The sequence below is a fragment of the Olivibacter ginsenosidimutans genome (assembly GCF_039542865.1).
Lineage (GTDB): Bacteria > Bacteroidota > Bacteroidia > Sphingobacteriales > Sphingobacteriaceae > Olivibacter > Olivibacter ginsenosidimutans.
Genome location: NZ_BAABIQ010000034.1, coordinates 1 through 21,144, shown reverse-complemented (window position 1 = coordinate 21,144; position 21,144 = coordinate 1). Strand labels below are relative to the sequence as shown.

The 21,144-nt window shown below is 37.9% G+C and carries 23 protein-coding genes and 1 riboswitch; of the genes, 14 read left to right on the top strand and 9 right to left on the bottom strand.

Annotated features, from left to right (window positions below):
• Positions 1–81: 81 nt before the first annotated feature.
• A complete protein-coding gene (locus tag ABD930_RS11395) occupies positions 82–1,302 on the top strand; it encodes a DUF763 domain-containing protein (protein WP_345231848.1) in 1,221 nt (406 codons plus the stop codon).
• A 6-nt stretch (positions 1,303–1,308) separates the two neighbouring features.
• Positions 1,309–2,028 (top strand): deoxyribonuclease V, encoded by a 720-nt coding sequence (nfi, locus tag ABD930_RS11390; protein ID WP_345231847.1) that lies wholly within the window; start codon positions 1,309–1,311, stop codon positions 2,026–2,028.
• Positions 2,029–2,046: 18 nt separating this feature from the next.
• On the opposite strand, the gene ABD930_RS11385 is transcribed toward nfi, so the two are convergent.
• Positions 2,047–2,481: a nuclear transport factor 2 family protein gene (locus ABD930_RS11385; protein ID WP_345231846.1), complete on the bottom strand. Its 435-nt coding sequence runs from the start codon at positions 2,479–2,481 to the stop codon at positions 2,047–2,049.
• 157 nt (positions 2,482–2,638) lie between these two features.
• Between ABD930_RS11385 and ABD930_RS11380 the strand changes: the two genes are divergently transcribed.
• The 4 genes from ABD930_RS11380 (at position 2,639) to ABD930_RS11365 (ending at position 5,398) form a co-directional block, all read left to right on the top strand.
• Positions 2,639–2,959 (top strand): heavy metal-binding domain-containing protein, encoded by a 321-nt coding sequence (locus tag ABD930_RS11380; protein ID WP_345231845.1) that lies wholly within the window; start codon positions 2,639–2,641, stop codon positions 2,957–2,959.
• A gap of 129 nt (positions 2,960–3,088) precedes the next feature.
• Positions 3,089–3,925 (top strand): ATP cone domain-containing protein, encoded by an 837-nt coding sequence (locus tag ABD930_RS11375; RefSeq protein ID WP_345231844.1) that lies wholly within the window; start codon positions 3,089–3,091, stop codon positions 3,923–3,925.
• Positions 3,926–4,005: 80 nt separating this feature from the next.
• Positions 4,006–4,800 carry a cold-shock protein gene (locus ABD930_RS11370; protein ID WP_345231843.1) on the top strand — a complete coding sequence of 265 codons (795 nt, stop codon included), beginning with the start codon at positions 4,006–4,008 and terminating at the stop codon, positions 4,798–4,800.
• A 94-nt stretch (positions 4,801–4,894) separates the two neighbouring features.
• Positions 4,895–5,398: an ExbD/TolR family protein gene (locus ABD930_RS11365; protein ID WP_345231842.1), complete on the top strand. Its 504-nt coding sequence runs from the start codon at positions 4,895–4,897 to the stop codon at positions 5,396–5,398.
• Positions 5,399–5,535: 137 nt separating this feature from the next.
• On the opposite strand, the gene ABD930_RS11360 is transcribed toward ABD930_RS11365, so the two are convergent.
• Together ABD930_RS11360 and ABD930_RS11355 are read right to left on the bottom strand one after the other, a co-directional pair.
• Complete coding sequence (locus tag ABD930_RS11360; RefSeq protein WP_345231841.1) at positions 5,536–6,771, bottom strand: ROK family transcriptional regulator; 1,236 nt, start codon at positions 6,769–6,771, stop codon at positions 5,536–5,538.
• A complete protein-coding gene (locus ABD930_RS11355; protein ID WP_345231840.1) occupies positions 6,768–6,962 on the bottom strand; it encodes a hypothetical protein in 195 nt (64 codons plus the stop codon). The genes ABD930_RS11360 and ABD930_RS11355 overlap by 4 nt, the downstream gene beginning before the upstream one ends.
• Before the next feature lie 464 nt (positions 6,963–7,426).
• Between ABD930_RS11355 and ABD930_RS11350 the strand changes: the two genes are divergently transcribed.
• The 7 genes from ABD930_RS11350 (at position 7,427) to ABD930_RS11320 (ending at position 14,822) form a co-directional block, all read left to right on the top strand.
• Positions 7,427–8,032 carry a TetR/AcrR family transcriptional regulator gene (locus ABD930_RS11350; protein ID WP_345231839.1) on the top strand — a complete coding sequence of 202 codons (606 nt, stop codon included), beginning with the start codon at positions 7,427–7,429 and terminating at the stop codon, positions 8,030–8,032.
• Positions 8,033–8,357: 325 nt separating this feature from the next.
• Positions 8,358–9,725: a TolC family protein gene (locus ABD930_RS11345; RefSeq protein ID WP_345231838.1), complete on the top strand. Its 1,368-nt coding sequence runs from the start codon at positions 8,358–8,360 to the stop codon at positions 9,723–9,725.
• A 24-nt stretch (positions 9,726–9,749) separates the two neighbouring features.
• Positions 9,750–10,658, top strand: a complete 909-nt coding sequence (locus ABD930_RS11340; RefSeq protein ID WP_345231837.1) for an HlyD family secretion protein — start codon at positions 9,750–9,752, stop codon at positions 10,656–10,658.
• 16 nt (positions 10,659–10,674) lie between these two features.
• A complete protein-coding gene (locus tag ABD930_RS11335) occupies positions 10,675–11,619 on the top strand; it encodes an ABC transporter ATP-binding protein (RefSeq protein ID WP_345231836.1) in 945 nt (314 codons plus the stop codon).
• 7 nt (positions 11,620–11,626) lie between these two features.
• The gene (locus ABD930_RS11330) at positions 11,627–12,367 is read left to right on the top strand and encodes an ABC transporter ATP-binding protein (RefSeq protein ID WP_345231835.1); all 741 of its coding nucleotides are present in this window, start codon (positions 11,627–11,629) and stop codon (positions 12,365–12,367) included.
• Between the two features lie 189 nt (positions 12,368–12,556).
• Positions 12,557–13,663, top strand: a complete 1,107-nt coding sequence (locus ABD930_RS11325; RefSeq protein WP_345231834.1) for an ABC transporter permease — start codon at positions 12,557–12,559, stop codon at positions 13,661–13,663.
• A gap of 37 nt (positions 13,664–13,700) precedes the next feature.
• Positions 13,701–14,822: an ABC transporter permease gene (locus tag ABD930_RS11320; RefSeq protein ID WP_345231833.1), complete on the top strand. Its 1,122-nt coding sequence runs from the start codon at positions 13,701–13,703 to the stop codon at positions 14,820–14,822.
• A 59-nt stretch (positions 14,823–14,881) separates the two neighbouring features.
• Here ABD930_RS11320 and ABD930_RS21865 read toward each other — a convergent pair whose 3' ends face one another.
• From ABD930_RS21865 to ABD930_RS11295, 6 genes are all read right to left on the bottom strand, one after another.
• A complete protein-coding gene (locus tag ABD930_RS21865) occupies positions 14,882–15,163 on the bottom strand; it encodes a DUF4349 domain-containing protein (RefSeq protein WP_425571129.1) in 282 nt (93 codons plus the stop codon).
• Positions 15,164–15,194: 31 nt separating this feature from the next.
• Positions 15,195–15,734 (bottom strand): DUF4349 domain-containing protein, encoded by a 540-nt coding sequence (locus ABD930_RS11315; RefSeq protein ID WP_345231832.1) that lies wholly within the window; start codon positions 15,732–15,734, stop codon positions 15,195–15,197.
• Positions 15,735–15,852: 118 nt separating this feature from the next.
• Positions 15,853–15,945: riboswitch (TPP riboswitch) on the bottom strand.
• A 145-nt stretch (positions 15,946–16,090) separates the two neighbouring features.
• Positions 16,091–16,726 carry a porin family protein gene (locus tag ABD930_RS11310; protein ID WP_345231831.1) on the bottom strand — a complete coding sequence of 212 codons (636 nt, stop codon included), beginning with the start codon at positions 16,724–16,726 and terminating at the stop codon, positions 16,091–16,093.
• A gap of 278 nt (positions 16,727–17,004) precedes the next feature.
• Positions 17,005–17,313 carry a GIN domain-containing protein gene (locus ABD930_RS11305; RefSeq protein WP_345231830.1) on the bottom strand — a complete coding sequence of 103 codons (309 nt, stop codon included), beginning with the start codon at positions 17,311–17,313 and terminating at the stop codon, positions 17,005–17,007.
• A 55-nt stretch (positions 17,314–17,368) separates the two neighbouring features.
• The gene (locus ABD930_RS11300) at positions 17,369–18,034 is read right to left on the bottom strand and encodes an O-methyltransferase (protein WP_345231829.1); all 666 of its coding nucleotides are present in this window, start codon (positions 18,032–18,034) and stop codon (positions 17,369–17,371) included.
• Positions 18,035–18,096: 62 nt separating this feature from the next.
• Complete coding sequence (locus tag ABD930_RS11295) at positions 18,097–18,663, bottom strand: hypothetical protein (RefSeq protein ID WP_345231828.1); 567 nt, start codon at positions 18,661–18,663, stop codon at positions 18,097–18,099.
• Positions 18,664–18,934: 271 nt separating this feature from the next.
• Between ABD930_RS11295 and ABD930_RS11290 the strand changes: the two genes are divergently transcribed.
• Positions 18,935–20,374, top strand: coding sequence for a sialate O-acetylesterase (locus tag ABD930_RS11290; protein WP_345231827.1), 1,440 nt, complete (start codon positions 18,935–18,937; stop codon positions 20,372–20,374).
• Positions 20,375–21,144: the final 770 nt, after the last annotated feature.

The window sequence follows — 21,144 nt, the reverse complement described above, 5'->3', positions numbered from 1 at the left end:
AATTGAGGTATAAATAGGTTATCTTTTACTAAAAAAATCTAATTTTTTTAGTAAATTGCATTCATTAATAGAAGGGAAACAATGAAAAGTGGTCACGCGGACTTGCCCTTGCATTATGGCAAGGTACCACCTTGGCTCGCACAACGGATGAGCTTATTAGGAGGGGCAATAGTAGAAGCTATCATACTGGAGTATGGCAGAAAAGTGCTGCTAAGTAAGTTAAGCGACCCGTGTTGGTTCCAGTCCCTGGGCTGTGTGCTAGGAATGGATTGGCACTCTTCAGGGATTACCACTTCGGTCATGGGTGCCTTAAAAGGAGCAGTGAATAGACGTGCACAGGAACTAGGGGTTTTTATTTGTGGTGGCAGAGGTAAATATTCCCTGCAGACACCTCATGAACTTATCCGCATTGCGGATAAGCTCGGCATTGCAGGCGATGACTTCGTAAGGAATAGTAAATTAACGGCAAAAGTAGATAATGCAGCAATACAGGATGGTTTTCAACTGTACCTGCACTCCTTTATTTTAAGCGTTGACGGTGATTGGGCGGTTATACAACAAGGGATGAATACCAATAATAGGATGGCGAGGCGCTATCACTGGCATTCTGCTTATGTACAATCGTTTCTTGAAGAGCCACATCGTTTTGTTTATGGACATAATCAAGGCAAGCTATTGAATTTGACGCATAAAGATGCACGCGCAACAAAACAAGGTATTTTAAGTATCTGTAAAGAAGACACCGGTAAAATAATCAATGAAGCAAGGAAGATCATAATGCCTAGCCACCATGATGTAAGAATGAAGGATGTAAATCTGAAACGTTTAGGTGCTGTATTGAGCATAGTGCAGGACAGAAATATAAGTGAAATGGAAGATTTGTTATTGTTGGAAGGCGTTGGACCAAGAACTTTGCAATCGCTTACCCTAGTTAGCGAAGTGATTCATGGTACTGCTAGTAGGTTTGACGATCCGGCTCGCTTTTCATTTGCCCATGGCGGCAAAGATGGACATCCGTTTCCTGTACCTACAACAACGTATGATGAATCAATCCAGCTGCTACAAGAAGCCTTAAATAAGGCAAAGCTAGGCTTTAACGAAAAATCGATAGCCATAAAAAACCTTTCAAAGGTCGCTCAACAGCGGGAAAATGATTTTATTCCAAATAATAACTTTGATGAGCTTATTCAGCAAGAACGTGCGCAATCATGGAAATATGGTGGACGAACAGTATATGGTAAGGCCCAGGCACCAAAAAATAAGATGACTCAAGAAACAAATGTCCAATTAAGTTTGTTCTGAAAACCTATGGATATTTCCCCTAATGCATATGATACACTAAAAATTCCGGAAGCAACGGTTGTCCAGCGGAATTTACGTAATAGTTTAACACAGATTCCGCTTAAACGGCCACCCATTACGATAGGCGGAGCAGATATTTCCCTCAATCGCTTTAGTGAAATTATTTATGCTGGAATTGTTGTTTTGGATTATGAAACACTCCAACCCTTACATTACGCCTTGGTTCAAGGGAAAGCTTCCTTTCCTTATGTACCGGGTTATTTAGCTTTTAGAGAAGTGCCCGCACTGATAGAAGCCATACAATTGCTAAAAGAGAAGCCCGATGTTTTAATGGTTGATGGTCACGGTATTGCACATCCTAGACGAATGGGTATTGCGGCTCATTTAGGAGCACTTATTGATATTCCTACAATGGGATGTGCCAAAAAGAAACTTTATGGAAATTATGAAGAACCATCTCCAACAAAAGGTGACTTTTCTGCTTTATTGGCTGCCGATGGTGAACGTCTAGGTTATGTTTTACGTACCAAAAATAAGGTAAAGCCCGTTTATATTTCTCCGGGAAATCATATTGATTTAGCCGATTGTTTACGGATTGCCCAACACTGTATCGGCAATTATCGAATACCTGAACCTACAAGGCGAGCACACGAATTTGTAAATCTATTTAGAACGGGAAAGCTATCTGCAGGTTATCACGAACGACCAAAAGATACGCTTTTTTAAGCCGTGAATAACTGTTAATTAATGAGGTGTTTTATAAGCTTGTCTGGCAAATAGTTTCCAACCATTCGGATATTTTTGGAAAACCAAAAGTACACCTAACTTGACTTTTCCAGGCACACCTCCGTCGTTGGTGTCGGCTGTTAAAATATGGTGAACAAGCGCTACATTATCAGATAATTTGATGGATTGCTTGCTTAAATTAATATGAACAAAATCTGATTTACCGCTTGTTAAATTGCCAATAAAAGTTGCTTTATCTTCATGTCTACCGTCAGAATGCCAATAACTTAAATTATCAGCAGTGATTGTGTCCAAGGCGGTACGATCGCCACTGATTAATGCTAGGCGAAGATTTTCGACAGTAGTCAATACTGCCTTTTCTTCTTGTTGTGCATAAACCATAGTGCTAGATACCAGCATGGTTAAAAAAAGTAGCATTTTAAGTTTGATCATAGTGGTTTATTCTAAGTCCTACAAACTTATATAAATTACCATGTATATACAAATGGGCGGAGGAAATCGTGAAGGTATAAATTTAACTCGTAGCAGCTCTCAACACGATGATGTAACAAATATGCAACAGTATTGATCTAATAGTAAAACATAACATATGTTAGTAACGACAACACCCAATATCGAAGGTAAAAGAATAGTCAAATACATTGGTTTAGTTAGTGGTGAAACCATTATTGGCGCCAACTTTTTTAAAGATATTTTTGCTGGAATCCGCGATTTTATTGGAGGAAGAGCCAGTGCTTACGAAAGAGTTTTAAGAGAAGCTAAGGATACGGCTATTTTGGAGATGCAGCAGTACGCTGCTGCGGTAGGCGCTAATGCAATTGTCGGGGTAGACTTAGACTACGAAACAGTGGGCAAAGGAGGAAGCATGCTGATGGTGACGGTTAGTGGAACAGCAGTAGTTTTAGAGTAAGCTATAAGAAACACCATATCTTCGCTATAAATGGCTTGCAACCCATATCCAGTCGGTGATCATACCTCGCGGCTGTAGTTCGTGTTTTGCTTTTTTGGCAATAATAGTTCATCTTTAAGAAAAAAAGACATGAAAGTTCGGAAATATACCGGTGAGCTGGTTGATTTTGATTTGGATCGCTTGAAAGGATCACTATTAAAGTCTGGTGCATCTGAAGAAACGGTCGAGGCAATTTGGGATAAGATGAGCCGATCCGTTTTTAACGGCATAACGACGAGGCAGCTTTATAAGATGGCTTTTCAGCTTCTCAAGCAACAACGCCACTCACTGGCAGCAAGATATAGTTTGAAGAAGGCACTTCGAGATCTGGGGCCAACGGGTTATCTTTTTGAAAAATGGGTAGCGAGGTTATTTGAATATATGCATTATCAAACCGTTACCGGACTTATCCTGGAAGGAAATGCGGTAAGCCATGAAGTAGACGTTGCTGCACAAAAAGAAGACGAACTTTTACTGATTGAGTGTAAATTTAGGAACACGGTCGATGCTAAAGTAAATGTTACGAATCCGATGTATTTTTTATCAAGATTTGTAGATCTGAAAGAAAAATCATTCAACTTTTTTGGGAAATCCACAAAATTCAACCAACCTTGGCTGATTACAAATGCCTATTTAACAAAAGATGCAATAGATTTCGCTAATTATTATAAGATCCATTTGCTTTCATGGGATTATCCTGAGGGAAATAGTATAAAGAATAGGGTAGACCATGCAGGTTTATACCCTTTGACTTGTTTAACTAGTATAAACGCCTCGGAGAAAGAAAAACTTATGTCGGCTCATTATATGTTAGTTAAAGATATTTTGGATAATCCGGCATCTTTAGATAGTTTAGAAGCAACACCTCAACGGGTAAACAAGATTTATAATGAGGCTTATGAATTGATACACGGATTGGACACTTAAATGGCCCTTGGCTTGGAAGGCGTGTTTGTTTTTTGCAAATTTATTCATTAACTTGCGTTGAAGATCGATGGATCACCCTCATGAACCTCAATACTATGGAAATAGGTGTTATTAAATGGTTTAACAATAGTAAGGGTTTCGGTGTCGCCGACACCACAAATGGTCAAGTATTTGTTCATATCAAGAGCTTTAAATTAAAACCTAATAATTTATCACCCCGAGATACCATACTTTTTAAGAAAAGAGCTGATCCCAAAAGTCAGAATGCAGTTGCTATCCATACCCGTTTAGTAGGAGAAGTACATGATTGGGAATTAATCGCCACATTAGCTTTAAAAGAAAATCCCACGGTTAAAATAGGGCACACCTCAACAAAGAATCCAAATCTACATCTCGCGGAGCTTGCCGCTTATCAATACCTAAACGGAAAATCCAGAGATCAGATTTTTGATGAAGTTGTTCATTACTTTTCCAATAAACTACCAGACGATAAATTTTTAATGTATGGAGAATTTATCGAAAAGGTATTTACAAGAAGTATGGGCCTAGAGAAGCGGAATGAGCTGTTATCCAAAATATTTCATTTCTTTGGTAGCCAGGTTAATGAGCGGAAATTATTTTTAGTATGGAAGTTTAATAAGTTTAGCTATATCGGTCAGGACGGTGCAGACGATTTTGAAATACCAGAATCCATATTAGTATTATTTGCGGATGAGCTTGGTGTAACCGAACTTCAACGAATTCATACGTATAGCTACGGTGGAATCTTCTGTAATGAACTTATCGCCAAAAAATTGGAAAATGCCGAAAACCTGACGACAGAAGAAATTAAAAAGCTAGAAATGATTAATCACGTAAAATTCTTTAAGGAATAAAATTTTATTCCACTTTATCGTCCAAATTTCCAAATGCTGCTATGGAATTTTTAGGTAATATACATCTATATAGTAAAACACCTAAAATTTTGATATGGCAGAACTCGTTACTGGTAGAATACAACCTAGGGTTGATCTTACCCCAATGGTGGATTTAGCATTTTTATTAATTACCTTCTTCATGCTCACCACTCAGCTAAACAAATCAAATGCAATGGATGTCGCCATGCCTGACATATCAGTCCCCACTGAAGTGACAGACTTTTCCGATCAGCGTACGGTTACGATTCTTCTTGGAGCTGACCACAAGATGGTCTGGTATTGGGGCTTACTGAACAACCCAATTGAAGGTCCAACCGTTACCGATTTTGAAAAAGGTGGAATTCGTCGTACAATAATGGACAAGTCGAAAAAGATTGCTATGCAGGATCAACAACGTAAAAAAGGGCTAATGGTCATTATAAAGCCTAGTGATCAATCGAGTTATGGTGATTTAGTTAATGTTTTGGATGAAATGAAAATCAATGCAGTTAAGCAGTATATGATGGGAAATATCGATCCACAAGAAACAAATTTGTTGACGGCAAAAGGTCTTTAATGCCGAAGAGATAGCGCAAATAAAAAAAAATAACACATCTGTATAATAATCGTTTCAACCTACCGTTATTGTATCAATAGGTTTAGGTTGATAAAAACGTATATGTTTTTACCCGGCATCCCAAATGCCGGGTTTTTTTATTTTAATAACCCTAACAATCGATTTCTAACTAAGAGACAAGCACCTAAAATCCCTGCTTTATCCCCGAGCTTTGATAGTTTTAAATGCGTGTCGTTATGCACTAAACTGAGCGAATATTTGTTGATAGCGCTTTTTACTGGTAAAAATAGATAATCGCCGGTAGTCGAAAGAATGCCTCCCAAAACAACTAGTTCAGGATTGAATAGGTTCATTAAAAGCGCTATTCCCTTTCCTAACTTTTCGCCAACATTAGCAATCAATTCTATGGCTAAGGTGTCATCATGTATAGCCGCTTGGATAATATCCTCTAATTGAATGTCTTCAGGATCAGCAAAATCTCTTGTGAGAATACTAGCTTCGCCATTTTTTAAACGGGAAATGAATTGTTTTCGTAACGCCCTGCCGGAAACTTCCGTTTCTAAGCATCCCTTTTTTCCACAATAACAGATGATCTCATTATCAAACATAGGGATGTGTCCGAATTCACCGGCAAAACCCGACTTCCCATAGTAGAGTTGGCCATTGGTCATAATTCCGGTGCCTATGCCTCGATCAATATTCAAGAAAAGTACATTCTTTTCATTTTTTACAATATCCGTATTGAATTCAGCATATGCCATAGCCCTACTATCGTTCTCCAGAAAAGTATGTAACCCAATTTTTTCCTCAATTACTTTGGTAAGTGGCTTTTCGTTAAAATTAAAATAGTTATAGCTATACCCACTCTTATAATTGATTCGCCCCATTAAGGTAATACCAATACCTAAGATTTTGCTTTTAGCAACAGCCGTATTTGCCATAAAAGCATTAATGGCATCACAAAGAGCTACTAACGATTGTGGCGTGTTCTGGAGTAGGAAGGGAATGCCCTCTTCAACTTTAATGAAATTTTTTTTGAAGTCCATTAGCCCGATATTGAGGTGGTAATTTTTGACCTCAACGCCGATAAAAAATGCAGAATTAGGCCGGAGACCATATAGATTAGGCTTTCTTCCGGCGTTTGACTCGCTTTTCCCATAATCTTTGACTAGTCCATCTTGAATGAGATCAACCACCAATTCATTAATCTTTGGTATGCTAATATTTAATTCTTTACTGAGATCCGCTAATGTTGTGCTTCCTTCATTGGCAAAAAAAGACAGTATCTGTTTTTTAAGTTCCACATTTTTATAAGCCACGCCGGTGTATTCTTCATGATGAATTTGCTGAAGGAAACTAGTCTGGTCTTTCATCTGTTATGGATATAAATTTTAGGTAAAGATGTTAACCGTAATTCTCTCATTGCCAATAGTTCTATGGGACCACCCCATTTTATTTCTTCTTTCAATCCAGTATCCAATATCACGTTTCGTAAAATGTTCAATTTCTTTTGCCATTGCGTTTGTGCAAGATAGAAATCATTGGCGGTTTTAAAAGTTTTCATGTTATCAACATTCAACAACCGAATATACCGAATATTTTGGTAAATTATTTAACGACTAAATAGGATGATACTTTTATCCATCTAACATCAATTTTGAACCTAGATAACACCAATACACAAGCAAGTCCTCTATTTAAATTTAGCATAACTTTAATGAGTGAATAGTTATACCAATTAAATGACTATTTTATTGGTTTCATATTGGACTTACTATGGACTCAATATGGACTCATTTGCCAATTATACCTTATTTGATATCCTTTTGGTCTGAGCTAAAAACCTAAATATATGGGCATAAAAATGAAGAATAGGTTGCTGTGATCTGAATACGATTCCCTAATGGTCTATATGAGTAGTGTTATAACCTGGATGCCATTAAAAATGGCTGTTTTAAATAAATGATTAAATATTATTTTTAAAATAATGGTCTGATGTGTATTTTTGAGCACTTATAATCAGTAAAGATGGCGAATAAAGATAAGGATATTTCAACAGAAGAGAAGATCAAAGAAGCAGCAAGGGTTGTTTTTACAAAAAAGGGGTTTGCTGCAACGCGCACGAGAGATATAGCTGAGGAAGCGGGACTAAATTTGGCTTTGCTGAATTATTACTTCAGAAGTAAAGAGAAGTTGTTCCATATCATTATGGAAGAAAAATTCGAACAATTTTTTGGGATGATTATCCGGATACTCAACGTAGCAGAAACATCGCTTGAAGAAAAGGTACAGGCCATTACCAATGACTATATTGATATGCTATTGGCGAATCCAGATTTACCGCTATTTGTACTCAGTGAAATTAAAAATAACCCCATTATATTTAGTGATAGGGTATCGGATAGGTTATTGCAATCAACATTTTATCAGCAACTCCGTGCCGTACGCCCTGATATTAATGTCTTTCATTTTATTCTTAATTTGCTAAGCATGATCATTTTTCCCATATTAGCTCAGCCCATTATCTGCCAAATAGAGGCGTTTAAAAAAGACGATTTTAAGAAGTTTATTATGCAGCGGAAAAAAATGATTCCTTTGTGGTTTAAAAGTATGCTATCTACCGAGCTTGTCTAAAATTTTATCCCTGCTGCAATCGCCCACTCTTTTAGCTATTTCCGAATCATGTAGCAATTAACTACGCACCTAAAAAGGTTTGGTTGGGGAAAAGATCCATAAAATCCGACTTCAGAAAACAGGTAAACAGGCTCACCGAACGTTCAAACGTTATATGGCTTTTGAGATAGGTAATGATTTGTTAATCCAAAAATTTAATCAAATGATTAGAAAATATTTTTAACTTTCGAAAATACCCTTACCTTTGTATTCACGAAGATGGTGTTTAAAAGCACAATTTTTTTGCCTAGAGACTAATCAAATGATTAAAAAGAATGAATAAACTATGTTTTTAGAAGTATTTAAACTGTTAGCATTTAGAACACTAGTACTTTCTAGTAAGTCAAAAGACTGCAAAAAATCTGCCCAGAAAAAGCCATTTAAAAAAGATATTCAAGGTTCTGTATATATAGGTGTGTTTCTTATAGGAGTTCTCCAAGGGAATGCCCAAACACAAATATCTTTTACCTTGGATGATTGTTATCAACAAGCGCAAACCAATTATCCTTTGGTTAAAAAAAGGACATTAATTAAGCAGAGTGAAGATTTTTCTATTGAAAATGCCGCGAAGGGTTATTTACCTCAGTTTAGCGTTAATGGTCAAGCTACGTATCAATCTGCAGTAACAACCATTCCAATTGCGGTACCAGGGATTGATATTCCTCAATTGGATAAAGACCAGTATAAAGTTTATGGAGAACTTACACAATCCATTTACGATGGCGGTGAAACGAAGCAAAGAAAAGCATTGCAGCACGCTACTGCCGCTATCGAAGAACAGAGTTTAAGTGTTTCGCTATACCAGCTGAAAGAACGCGTACATCAACTCTTTTTTGGTATCTTATTGATTGAAGCACAACTCCATCAACATGGATTATTAATAAAAGATATTGATCTCGGCCTAGCGAAAACTCAGGGTGCTATTGATCATGGTACAGCATTGCGCAGTAGTGCAGACGTGTTGAAGGCTGAAAAATTAAAAGCGGAGCAGCAATCCATTGATTTAAAAGCGACTCGTATTGCGTATCTGGAGATGCTTAGTCTATTCCTGAATCGCGCATTGGACACGAACACGGTATTGATCAAACCACAGCCTGCAATCTCGTTTTCGGAAATTAAACGTCCGGAACTGGATTTATACGATCATCAACTGGAACGTATTGACGTGCAAGAGAAAACTATTGAAGCTAGAAACCGACCGAAGTTTGATTTCTTTTTTCAAGGAGGGTATGGTCGTCCGGCTCTAAATATGCTAAAACCCAATTTTGAAGCTTATTATATCGGAGGTTTCCGTATGCGTTGGAATCTAGCCAACTTGTACATATCAAAAAATGAAAAAGCCATTTTAGAAAATGATCGACTATCTATTGATGCCGATAAAGAAACATTTCTATTTAACATTCAATCTCAAATGAAACAGGAGTCAGCAAGTATGAAACGTTATCAAGCGTTATTGCAATCAGATGATGAAATCATCTCCCTTCGTGAAAGGGTAAAAAATGCAGCTTTAGCACAGCTGGAATATGGTGTTATGACCACGAGTGATTATCTACGGGAAGTAAATGCTGCTGACCAGGCTAGGGTAAATAAAAGTATACATGAGATCCAACTGTTATCATCCCAATACAGTCATCAAAATACAACCGGAAATTGATATATAGATAGCTAAATTTAAACTATGAGAACGATTTTATTAATAGGGTTTATTGCGCTATTATGTTTTTCTTGCAAAAATAATGAACTCGGATACGATGCCTCAGGAGCATTTGAAGCGATAGAAACTGTTGTTTCTGCCGAAGCAAGTGGAACGATAAAAGCACTGACATTGGAAGAAGGGCAAGATCTTGCTGCAGGCGCTGTGGTAGGTTATATCGATACAACTCAGTTGTTTCTGAAAAAAAGACAGCTGGAAGCTCAAGTCCGTGCAGTACTCAGTAAACGGCCAAATGTTGCCGCGGAATTGGCGGCATTACAGGAAGAGTTACGACATGCTAAAAGTGAGAAGGAACGATTGGTCAATTTGGTTCATGCGGATGCTGCTACTCCCAAACAGTTAGACGATGCAGAGGCACAGGTAAATATTATCCGTAAACGCATAGCGGCACAACAATCGTCGTTAGGAATCACATCTGCTAGTTTACAGGAAGAAACCAATCCACTTTATGCCCAAATTGAACAATTGAATGATCAGCTCACTAAGAGTAAAATCATCAATCCCATCAAGGGAACGGTGCTGACCAAATATGTTGAAGCGAATGAAATGGCGACTGTGGGAAAACCTTTATACCGCATTGCTGATATTTCAACGATCATCCTGCGTGCCTATATCGGCGGCGAAAAATTTTCGAATATAAAGATCGGACAACAAGTGCGCGTTCAGGTTGATCAAGGAAAAGATCAATTTAAAGATTATGTTGGAATCATTGAATGGATAAGTGATAAAGCGGAATTTACACCCAAGACTATCCAAACTAAAGATGAGCGGGCTAATTTGGTATATGCCTTAAAAATACGTGTAAAAAATGATGGTTACCTGAAAATAGGGATGTACGGGCAAGTTGTATTGGATCAGAAAACAGAGCACTAAATGGAAATATAGTCGTATGGGGGAAGCAGTAAAACTTCAACGTATCGTTAAAACCTATGATAAGGGAAAAGTGAAGGCTGTTGATGCCGTTTCGTTTTCGGTTAACGAGGGGGAATTGTTTGGGTTGATCGGGCCGGATGGAGCGGGGAAAACCTCTATCTTTCGTATTTTGACGACCGTGATTCTAGCTGATCAGGGGGAGGCTTTTGTAGATGGACTGGATGTTGTGAAAGATTACAAAGCAATCCGGAGTAGTGTGGGGTATATGCCTGGTAAATTTTCTCTGTATCAAGACTTGACGGTATGGGAAAACCTGAATTTCTTTGCCACGGTATTTGATACCACTATCGAGAAAAACTATAACTTAATAAAAGATATCTACGAACAAATCAAACCTTTCCGCAACCGCAGAGCCGGAAAATTGTCGGGTGGAATGAAGCAGAAACTCGCCTTATGTTGCGCATTAATCCATAAACCTAGGGTATTGTTATTAGATGAACCAACGACAGGTGTCGATGTTGTATCGCGAAAGGAGTTCTGGGATATGCTCAAAACGTTAAAACAACAGGGGATAACGATTTTAGTATCTACTCCATATATGGATGAAGCCATGCGGTGTGAACGGATTGCACTAATACAAAATGGTAAAATCATGAAGGTGGATACACCGGAAAATATTATAGCAGCATATCCCACTAAACTTTACGCGGCTAAATCAGATGATATTTATCACTTGCTAAAGCAATATCGAGAAAATGAACAGGTGGAAAGTTGTTATGCTTTTGGCGAGTTTTTACACGTCACTTTGCGCAATCAACAAAAAGATGGACGGGCTCAATTGAAGCAATTAGCCGATGCAGCGGGACTAAAAAACGTCATCATAGAAGAGATCAAACCGACGATTGAGGATAGTTTCATCCGTTTAATGGCAGACAAGCAAGGTGTAAACCAAACCAACTAAAGTGCATATGGATAACGTTATTGTTTGCAAGGAATTAACAAAAAGATTTGGCGATTTTACTGCAGTCGACAAGATTTCTTTTGATGTGGAAAGAGGGGAGATATTCGGCTTTTTAGGTGCAAATGGAGCTGGAAAAACAACAGCGATGCGGATGCTATGTGGTTTGTCCTATCCTACAGAAGGAGAGGCATCTGTTGCGGGTTACAATGTATACAAGGAACAAGAACGGATCAAAAAAAATATAGGATATATGAGCCAGAAGTTTTCCTTATATGAAAACTTGTCGGTATGGGAGAATATTGAGTTTTTTGGTGGGGTATATGGCATGAAACGTAATGAGATCAAAGAACGTGGGGAACAATTGGTAGCTACGTTGGGACTAGTACATGAAGCCAAAAAAATGGTGGGTGCACTGCCCTTAGGTTGGAAGCAAAAACTGGCTTTTTCGGTTGCCATTTTTCATCAACCGAAAATAGTGTTCCTAGATGAACCTACAGGTGGAGTTGATCCCATTACTCGTAGACAATTTTGGGACATGATTTATGAGGCTACTGCGGCAGGCATAACCGTTTTCGTAACTACCCATTATATGGATGAGGCTGAATACTGCAATCGTATATCGGTGATGGTAGATGGAAAAATTGAAGCCTTGGATGCTCCAGCAAAGCTGAAAGAAAAATATGATGCGGATTCCATGGACGACGTTTTTTATCAATTGGCTCGGGGAGCGAAAAGAGGAGATAACTGAGAATAGATACTGGGTACTCAGTACTAAATACTTGTTAAATGAACCTGACATGATTAAAATAATTATCTAACACATAGCGCAATGATTATTTATTTACGGATTTTAACTATTGCTTTTGTGTTCATGAGCCCTTTCGGGGTTTAATCATCAAAGGCTTCATCTGGCCACTTAAAACAAAATATTAAACAGATGAAACAACTATTGGTTTTTATACGGAAGGAGTTCTATCATGTATTTCGCGATAGGCGAACCTTATTAATTATGTTTGGTCTGCCCGTTGTCCAAATTATACTTTTTGGCTTTGCTTTATCGAATGAAGTGAAGAATATAAAGGTCGTTATTGCCGATTATGCAAAAGATAACAATAGTCGTAAACTCATTGATAAAATAAGCACTTCTAAGTATCTGATTATACAGGAAACCAACATAAGTTATGCTCAAATTGGAAAGGAATTTAAAAAAGGTGCTATTAAAGCGGCACTGATTATTCCACCCCATTTCAGTAGCGACTTAATTCATTTAAAAAAAGCGGAGATGCAGTTGATTACAGACGGTTCTGATCCGAATATATCAAAAACAGTGGTGAATTATATGACAACGATTGTACAAGATTTTCAACACGAAATAAGTACACCTAAGACTTCGCCCGCTTTGCATATCGTATCTGAAGTACGCATGCTTTATAATGAGGAAGGTAACGGCTCTTTAAACTTCATTCCAGGTGTAATGGCCTTGATTTTGATGATTGTATGTACAGCGTTAACCTCAGTCTCGATCGTTAAAGAGAAAGAAATGGGAACGATGGAGGTGCTACTGGTCTCTCCCTTTAAGCCAGTATTTGTACTTATTGCTAAAGCAATACCCTACTTATTGCTTTCATTGGTCAATTTTACGTTGATTTTGTTATTAACGGTTTTTCTGCTCAACGTAGAGATTAGAGGAAGCATCTTGCTGCTTTATTTGGAGAGTACACTGTTTATTGTTACTTGCCTTTCATTAGGTTTACTCATCTCAAATGTCGCGAATGCCCAGCAGACTGCTTTATTGATTTCATTAATGGGGATGATGTTACCAACACTGATTTTCACTGGTTTTTTGATGCCATTGGAAAATATGCCTAAGATTTTCCAACTTATTTCGAATGTTATTCCTTCGCGCTGGTATTACCTCACCGTGAAATCCATTATGTTGAAAGGTCTTGGATTTCGTTATGTGTGGAAAGAAACCCTCGTTTTGCTACTGATGACAATCGGCCTATTGACGATAGCATTAAAAAAGTTTAAGGTAAGGTTGTGATTAAAAAACAGATTGATCAATCAGTAATAGTAGCTATATGAATGTTCTTCGCTTTATATTACAAAAGGAGTTTCGACAGATTTTTCGTGATAAATCTATTTTAGCCATGATGTTTACGATGCCGATTGTTCAGCTGGTGATTTTGCCATTGGCCATGGATTTTGATATAAAAAATATCAAGCTTTCTATAATTGACCATGATCATAGTTCTTATTCTCAAAAGCTCATCCATAAGATTGGTGCTTCTGGCTATTTTAAATTAATTAGTATGGATGATGGTTACCAGCAGGCTATTGTGCATCTTGAAAAGGAGGAGGCTGATGTTATTATGGAAATCCCATCAAACTTTGAACGGAATTTGGTGCGGGAAGGAACAGAACGGCTTGCTATTTACGCAGATGCCATAAATGGAACGAAAGCAGGTATAGGAAGCGGGTATCTAACCATCGTAATCAATGATTTTAGTAAGGAATTGGACTTCAATATAGATGCGTTCCAAAAGGCAAAAGAGGAAGGAGGGATGTTAGAGATTAGGCAGCGAAGCTGGTTCAATCCGCTTGAAGCCTACAAATTTAATATTGTGCCGGCTGTTTTAGTGTTGTTGCTGACCTTAATAGGTTGTTTTATGACCGCTTTAAACATCGTCCGGGAAAAAGAAATCGGCACCATTGAACAGATCAATGTAACGCCTATTAAAAAGTGGCAGTTTATTTTAGGTAAAATGATTCCTTTTTGGGTGATTGGTATGTTCATTTTTACAATTGGTTTGGCGGTTTGTTATTTTGTATATGGGATATATCCTCAAGGGAGTTTATTTCTTTTATATCTGTTTGCCTGTTTTTATTTAATTGCTGTATTAGGGTTCGGTCTGCTCATTTCTACCTTCAGCGATAACCAAGTGCAGGCTATGTTTATTGCTTTCTTTTTTATGACAATATTTATGCTTATGAGTGGGTTCTTTACGGCAACGGATAGTATGCCGGTTTGGGCGAGAGCCTTGTCTGACCTGACGCCGGTAACGCATTTTGTGAAAGTAGTGCGGATGATCATGCTTAAAAACAGTGGCTTTCAGGATGTAGCTTGGGAATTTTTTTACCTCATCGGTTTTGGCATTGCGTTAAACGGATGGGCCATTTGGAACTATCGGAAAACGAGCTAATACGTATAATAAAAAAAACCAATTTTCGATTTTAATCGAAAATTGGTTTTACAATAACTTCATTTTTTTATCCGTAATTTTCTTTTCTTCCACCAGCGTCTACCCAAGAAGATTATCAGGATGATTACGACAATAAAGGGCCATATATTGACTAGACCGACGAGGAACCAGACAAAACCATCCCATCCACTAAAAAAACCATCTTTAAATTTGTTTCCAAAAGCCGTTTGTGTAGGAATGGATTTATAGTAGGTAATGGTAATGGTAGAATAGCTGGCTTGGTTAGCTAAATAACGGAGTCTTCCTTCTGTACCTTCTATATCAGATCGTAAATCACCGATTTGCTTTTCAATCTCCAGAATTTCCGAGATTTTATTGGCTTTTTTTTAATAAGTCAAGATACCGCTGTTCCAGCTCTTTTTTCGTTTTGAGACGTGCTTGTATATCCACAAATTCTTCCGTCACATCTTTGACTTGGATATCTTTCGTATCAAACCGATCTATTCCTTTGGTAGCATCATCGATAAAAATGTCGAATTGCTTGGCAGGTACCCGTACGATAACGGTGTGGTTTAAACTACCAGAGGTATTGCTTTCATTTTCAGAGGCAATATACCCTTGGTGTTTTTTGATGGCCTGCATGATTTGTTTTTTCGTTTGTGTCAGATCGGCTGTCTCAAAGGTCAATGTTCCTTCTTTGATTAGTTTTCGTTCAATAGGTTGTGCTTCCGTGATTTCAGCAGCTTTAGTCGATGGAGCGGGTTCACTTAAGGCTACTTCCGCATCATTCATATTTCCCCCAACTGATTCTCTTGAGCTATTGTTTCCGCATGAAATCAATAGAAAAACAACCATAACGATTGCGAACAAGGTTAAAAAGTGGCTGACTGTGGGCGTTTGTTTCGTTTCCATATTGGCAAGTGCTTATTTTTCCTTATGGATGTTTTAGCTAACGAAATTCCATAAATAGGCGATCAAAAAGAAACCCTATTTCCGATGTCCATCGAAAATAGGGTTCGCGTCAACAAGCTATTGTTGCGCTGTGCATTCCTACGCTGGTATTATCCAGTTCAGGTTCTGGGATTTGCATTCTCAGCCCAATTAGGCACTCCCTGCACATTTGTATAAGATATAACAAGGTTGTTTTTAAAAGGTTTTAAGAAAAATAAAATTTTTGCTTAAAAGGCTTGAATTCGATATAGAAAGTTAACGGTACATGGCGTAGGAAATCAGCTCTAGGCTTTAGACCCTAAATGTTTAATTTGTCACTAGAACGAGTAGCCCACATTAACCGTCCAAGCACGATTCCGTTGTTGATAACGTGTACTTGTTGATAAATCGGCAATGCCCATCATATATCCAATAGCGATATTGTATCCTCTTTTTACTTGATAACCAATATTGAGGTTTACACCATAATCGAATCGTTTTTGGGAGCCGTTACTTCCAAAAGTGAAATCGGTACGGGTACCTGTAAAGCTATCGTCAAAATTATTGGCACCCATTAGTCCTAAACCTCCATAGGGTCCTGCAGCAATGAAGAAGTTACTGGAGTCTTTCAAAGGAAGTTTAGCCATTACGTTTAGGGGAACCTGAAGCCAAAACGTACGTTGCCTGACATTCGTTTTGCCAAATTCTGAATAATTTAATTGCGCGCCCAATAATTGAAAAGATAAACCAGATTGGATGGCAAAATAACGTGAAGGTGATGCCTCTGCCGTTCCTGTCACAGAAAACCCTAAGGTATTTGACGCTTCTCGTGTGGTGCCTGTACTGACGTTGGATAAACGATAACCAGGTACAGATGCGCCTAATTTAATACCGTATTGATATTTCCAGCTTTGCGCCGACAACTGTTGATGAAAGAATCCAACTAGGATGCTTAATAAAATGAACTTCTTCATGAAACCGGTTTTTATTGGCCAAAACTACTTAAAGAAGTGTTAATAAGTATTACGAATTTTTATGTTATCGCTTAAAAAATGTTAAATAGTTCTTAACTATATTTTTGTTGAAATTGTTTGCCGATGATAAACTTGATTTTTTCTTTTGAACAGACCACAATGGAATTAGGGTGTTTAAAAGGTTCGTGTAAGTCTAGGAATTGAAAAAAATATCGCTCATGGTAGACATGCTTCGTGCGGGTGTGCTGTAACCATGCGAGATGTCAGCTTGTAACAACTTATTCCGTTTTGGTTAATTTAACATCTCCAATGGTGATGAGTTTATGTATTTGTGCATTGCCTGCATAATTGATGTTGACGTCCCCAAAAGCCCAAACTTTTATTTCTTCTGTGGAGTTTAGGTTAAAAGTGCTACCGCCGTACGAAGTGACTTTGCTTGTGGTATTTAAGAGTTCTTCAACATCAATTCTGCTTTCACCATAAGCCTTAAAAACTTGTGAGTTGGTTTTTCCTTTATGGATGATGAGGTTGTTTTCTCCGTATAATATAGCCTTCAATTCTTTGGTTTCCAAACTGTCAATGATCATGTAATACTTTTTACTATCCATTCGAAAGTGAACAATACCTGTCCGTTTATGAACATTATTGAACAATAGCTAACACCATACCATCATGTTCTTTAGTGCCCACGGTTTGAATAATCGTAGAAAATACTTTAGGATTCCCACGCAGTGATTCGTTCAACTTTTGGACACCAATAACCTTATCATCTTTGGTACGGGGATCTAATACTTGTCCTTCACGAATCACATTGTCGGCAATAATGAGTGTGCCCGGCCGAGCTAATTGTATAGCCCAATTGAAATATTCCAAATAAGGCGGCTTGTCGGCATCAATGAATATGAGATCAAATGGACCTTCTCCCGCTGCTTTTATTTGGGGTAATAAATCTAAGGCTTTACCTACTCGGATATCGACCACATGGCTTAAATTGGCCCGTTCTATGTTGCGCTGCGCTACTTCGGCATGTTTTGTGCTAAACTCAAGCGAAATGAGTTTACCGTTTGAAGGTAAAGCTCTTGCTAACCAGATGGTACTATAACCTGCTAAGGTACCGAGTTCCAAGATGTTTGTTGCTTGAACTAATTTTGTTAGCAGCTGTAAGAGTTTTCCTTGGCTAGCAGATACGCTAATAGCAGGCATATCTGCTTTTTCTATAGACTTGTGGACTTCCTTAAGTACGTCATCCTCTTGGGCCGTCCGTTCGTTGATATATTGTTCAACTTGAGCAAATAAATGGTTATTCATAAGTAAAAATCATTATATTAAAACGAAATAGCTCTAATATAATGATTTTTTGAATGTACTGCTTATTTAGTATCAAACAGTTTATCATTTAATCCAACAACCTCACCGTTTTTTATAGCGGGGACAAGTTCAACTTCATAATTTGCTTTTCCAGGTCCAGCTACAACGGCAAAGAAATGCTCGCCTCTTTTTTCATTGCCCGTTTTCCTAAACTTGAGAATGCGTAAACTTTGATTGGCTATGTCTTCTTCCTTCACCAATAATTTTTCGCTGGAGTTTGCCAAGTTATTCGTAGAATTGGCTGTATTCGCGACTGATGCTCCTTTAGAAACGGTACTTCCTGATTTAACGTCTGAACCGACTTCGGCTACACTTTTTCCTACGCTGCTTACACTGGAAGCCATTTTACTCATCCAACCAATTTTTTTCTTGGTGGTGTTTTGGATAAATTTAAACTGACTAGCGGAAGCGGCGGGCTCGCCCGTCATTAAATCATCGCCTACTTTAAATGTGATGCCGTTTTCGTCCTCAAAAGTGTCATCATCGATTAGCCTTTGGCCATAAGAAAACAGCGGAAAACATAAGGCCATTATTAAGCCAATCTTCGTAATCAAATTTAAGTATTTCATAACCCTTAATTTTATATATATATTAATATGTCTCTTGTTTATCAAAAGGTTATGTCAAATAAACGGCTAAACTTTTAGGTATGCAATGCGTGCAAATCAGTAATTTTTATTCATGGTTTTCTGGTATTTACCCAATTAAAAGATATCTCATAAGCAGAAAAAATCGATATCAATGCTTGTTCATAGAATTCATTAGGGATTTATTTCATTAGTTTTTTCTACTATTGTATTACGATTACTATCTTAGGCCACAATTATATACGTAATCATTATGAACTATTGTAAACATGTTATTTTTTTTCTACTGGTTCTTTTTAACAGTCCGATAGAAGCCAAAATTATCCTTCCGGCATTATTTGCTGACCATATGGTTTTGCAGCAGCAAAGCACCATATTGTTTAGTGGTACGGCTAATCCGTCAGCTACCGTGGAAATCACTACCTCTTGGAATAAAAAATCATATAAGACAACTGCAGATGAAGCTGGTGCGTGGCAATTACCTATTCGGACGCCTAGGTACGGAGGTCCATATCAAATTGATTTATCTGATGGGGAAAAGCTTCGTTTACAGAATGTATTGATTGGTGATGTTTGGTTCTGTTCAGGACAATCCAACATGGAAATGCCCCTGGCAGGATGGGGTAAAATCAATCATTACGAAGAGGAAATTGCAAAGGCCAACTATCCTAATATTCGCTTACTGCAAGTCATGCATACAACGGCCCAATCACCGGCAAATACCGTTCCCCTATGGGATGGCAGTTGGCAAGAATGTAGCTCGAAAAGTATTCCAGAATTTTCAGCTACTGCTTATTTCTTTGCTCGCGAACTCTATGAAAAAACGCATGTCCCGATAGGACTTATTCATAGCTCTTGGGGTGGAACATACGTAGAGGCTTGGATGAGCGAACAGACATTGACACAGTTCGATGCGTTGAAAGGAGCATTTGATCAAATGAAAGCAACTGCTGGAGATGTTTTCGATCGCAAAAATGGTAACCAGCCCACCGTATTATATAATGCCATGGTAGAACCCTTCATTCACTTTCCGATAAAGGGTGCTATTTGGTACCAAGGCGAGTCGAATGCAGATAGGGCAGTGGCTTATCGGGAGCTTTTTCCTGCAATGATCAAAGATTGGCGGAAAAAATGGAATATTGGTGATTTCCCTTTTTATTTTGTGCAGTTAGCCAATTTTATGAAAAAAGAACCTGAGCCAGCAGCCTCTAACTGGGCAATGTTGCGGGAAGCGCAGACCTATGCATTGAAATTACCACATACCGGGATGGCCGTTATTGCGGATATTGGTGAAGAAAAAGATATTCATCCGAAGAATAAACAAGATGTTGGAAAACGTTTGGCTTTACAGGCACTTAAAAGTACATATGGAGAAAAGATAGTAGCGCAGGGGCCTATTTTGAAATCGTATAAAATTAAAGGTAATGAAGTGACGTTAGACTTTGACGTTGCTCCGCAAGATCTGGTTTTGAAGGGAATCGAGGGTGCCCATGCATTTGCCGTGGCTGGAGAAGATAAGCAATTTCATTGGGCAGATGTAAAGCAGGAGGGTTCAAAGCTCATCGTGCGTAGTACTCAAGTAGCTCATCCTGTGGCTTTACGCTATGCTTGGGCCAACAATCCGAATGCTGTCCTATTCAATACCGAAGGTTTGCCGGCTAGTCCGTTTAGAACGGATAAGTGGGAAGAATAGACTCAAACAGTAAAGCAATTAAATACGCGGGGCTCATACTAACAAGGGTATGAGCCCCGCGTATTTTTTTGTTGACTTAATCCTTCCTCTTTAGGTGCTTTTTTTGTTTCTTTAATCGTAATATTATCTATGTTTTTAAAATGTTTGTCCATTTTAATCCGTTGAATACTGCTTACTTTTGGTAAAGAAATGAATCGATTATATAAATCTTTAACTTGTAAAGTAGATGAAATAAATTTTAACCAAACCTTTTGTTGCAGAATTAACTAATCTGCTCGTCTAGCGTAATATCTGATTTACCGTTATTTTAAATTGGTAACGATGGTTAGTTATTGCTTAATAATAATAGTTATTGTAAAATAATCCATTATTGGATGGGGCTATGATATAATCGATGCGTGCCGGGATTTCGTAGCAAGATGCACTAACATTTAGTAAGTAACCTGCAAAAATGCTTATATGAATTAATATGAAACAAATTTGCACCTTTTTTATGTGTTTTTATCTTATCTATTCCTTGTTTACAGTCATTACGATGAAGTTTACGCTGACTGATACCTTAGGGCGACAACTAGCGGGGGGTATTTATACAGTGTAGTAACACTATTGTCAGTGGTTTAGGAGCCGTAGCAAACCCTGTTTTATAATATCAATAATTTAAAAACCACTAGTGTCCGGGAAAAATAAAAAGGAGCAGTAGAAATTAATCGAACTGCTCCGAGATTTATACTTTTGAGTTACGACACAAAAAAGTATGAACAAAAGTAATT

Coding starts and splice junctions, on each gene's coding strand:
- ABD930_RS11395 (WP_345231848.1), top strand. CDS start 82: ATGAAAAGTGGTCACGCGGACTTGCCCTTGCATTATGGCAAGGTACCA.
- nfi (WP_345231847.1), top strand. CDS start 1,309: ATGGATATTTCCCCTAATGCATATGATACACTAAAAATTCCGGAAGCA.
- ABD930_RS11385 (WP_345231846.1), bottom strand. CDS start 2,481: ATGATCAAACTTAAAATGCTACTTTTTTTAACCATGCTGGTATCTAGC.
- ABD930_RS11380 (WP_345231845.1), top strand. CDS start 2,639: ATGTTAGTAACGACAACACCCAATATCGAAGGTAAAAGAATAGTCAAA.
- ABD930_RS11375 (WP_345231844.1), top strand. CDS start 3,089: ATGAAAGTTCGGAAATATACCGGTGAGCTGGTTGATTTTGATTTGGAT.
- ABD930_RS11370 (WP_345231843.1), top strand. CDS start 4,006: ATGAACCTCAATACTATGGAAATAGGTGTTATTAAATGGTTTAACAAT.
- ABD930_RS11365 (WP_345231842.1), top strand. CDS start 4,895: ATGGCAGAACTCGTTACTGGTAGAATACAACCTAGGGTTGATCTTACC.
- ABD930_RS11360 (WP_345231841.1), bottom strand. CDS start 6,771: ATGAAAGACCAGACTAGTTTCCTTCAGCAAATTCATCATGAAGAATAC.
- ABD930_RS11355 (WP_345231840.1), bottom strand. CDS start 6,962: ATGAAAACTTTTAAAACCGCCAATGATTTCTATCTTGCACAAACGCAA.
- ABD930_RS11350 (WP_345231839.1), top strand. CDS start 7,427: ATGGCGAATAAAGATAAGGATATTTCAACAGAAGAGAAGATCAAAGAA.
- ABD930_RS11345 (WP_345231838.1), top strand. CDS start 8,358: ATGTTTTTAGAAGTATTTAAACTGTTAGCATTTAGAACACTAGTACTT.
- ABD930_RS11340 (WP_345231837.1), top strand. CDS start 9,750: ATGAGAACGATTTTATTAATAGGGTTTATTGCGCTATTATGTTTTTCT.
- ABD930_RS11335 (WP_345231836.1), top strand. CDS start 10,675: ATGGGGGAAGCAGTAAAACTTCAACGTATCGTTAAAACCTATGATAAG.
- ABD930_RS11330 (WP_345231835.1), top strand. CDS start 11,627: ATGGATAACGTTATTGTTTGCAAGGAATTAACAAAAAGATTTGGCGAT.
- ABD930_RS11325 (WP_345231834.1), top strand. CDS start 12,557: ATGAAACAACTATTGGTTTTTATACGGAAGGAGTTCTATCATGTATTT.
- ABD930_RS11320 (WP_345231833.1), top strand. CDS start 13,701: ATGAATGTTCTTCGCTTTATATTACAAAAGGAGTTTCGACAGATTTTT.
- ABD930_RS11315 (WP_345231832.1), bottom strand. CDS start 15,734: ATGGAAACGAAACAAACGCCCACAGTCAGCCACTTTTTAACCTTGTTC.
- ABD930_RS11310 (WP_345231831.1), bottom strand. CDS start 16,726: ATGAAGAAGTTCATTTTATTAAGCATCCTAGTTGGATTCTTTCATCAA.
- ABD930_RS11305 (WP_345231830.1), bottom strand. CDS start 17,313: ATGATCATTGACAGTTTGGAAACCAAAGAATTGAAGGCTATATTATAC.
- ABD930_RS11300 (WP_345231829.1), bottom strand. CDS start 18,034: ATGAATAACCATTTATTTGCTCAAGTTGAACAATATATCAACGAACGG.
- ABD930_RS11295 (WP_345231828.1), bottom strand. CDS start 18,663: ATGAAATACTTAAATTTGATTACGAAGATTGGCTTAATAATGGCCTTA.
- ABD930_RS11290 (WP_345231827.1), top strand. CDS start 18,935: ATGAACTATTGTAAACATGTTATTTTTTTTCTACTGGTTCTTTTTAAC.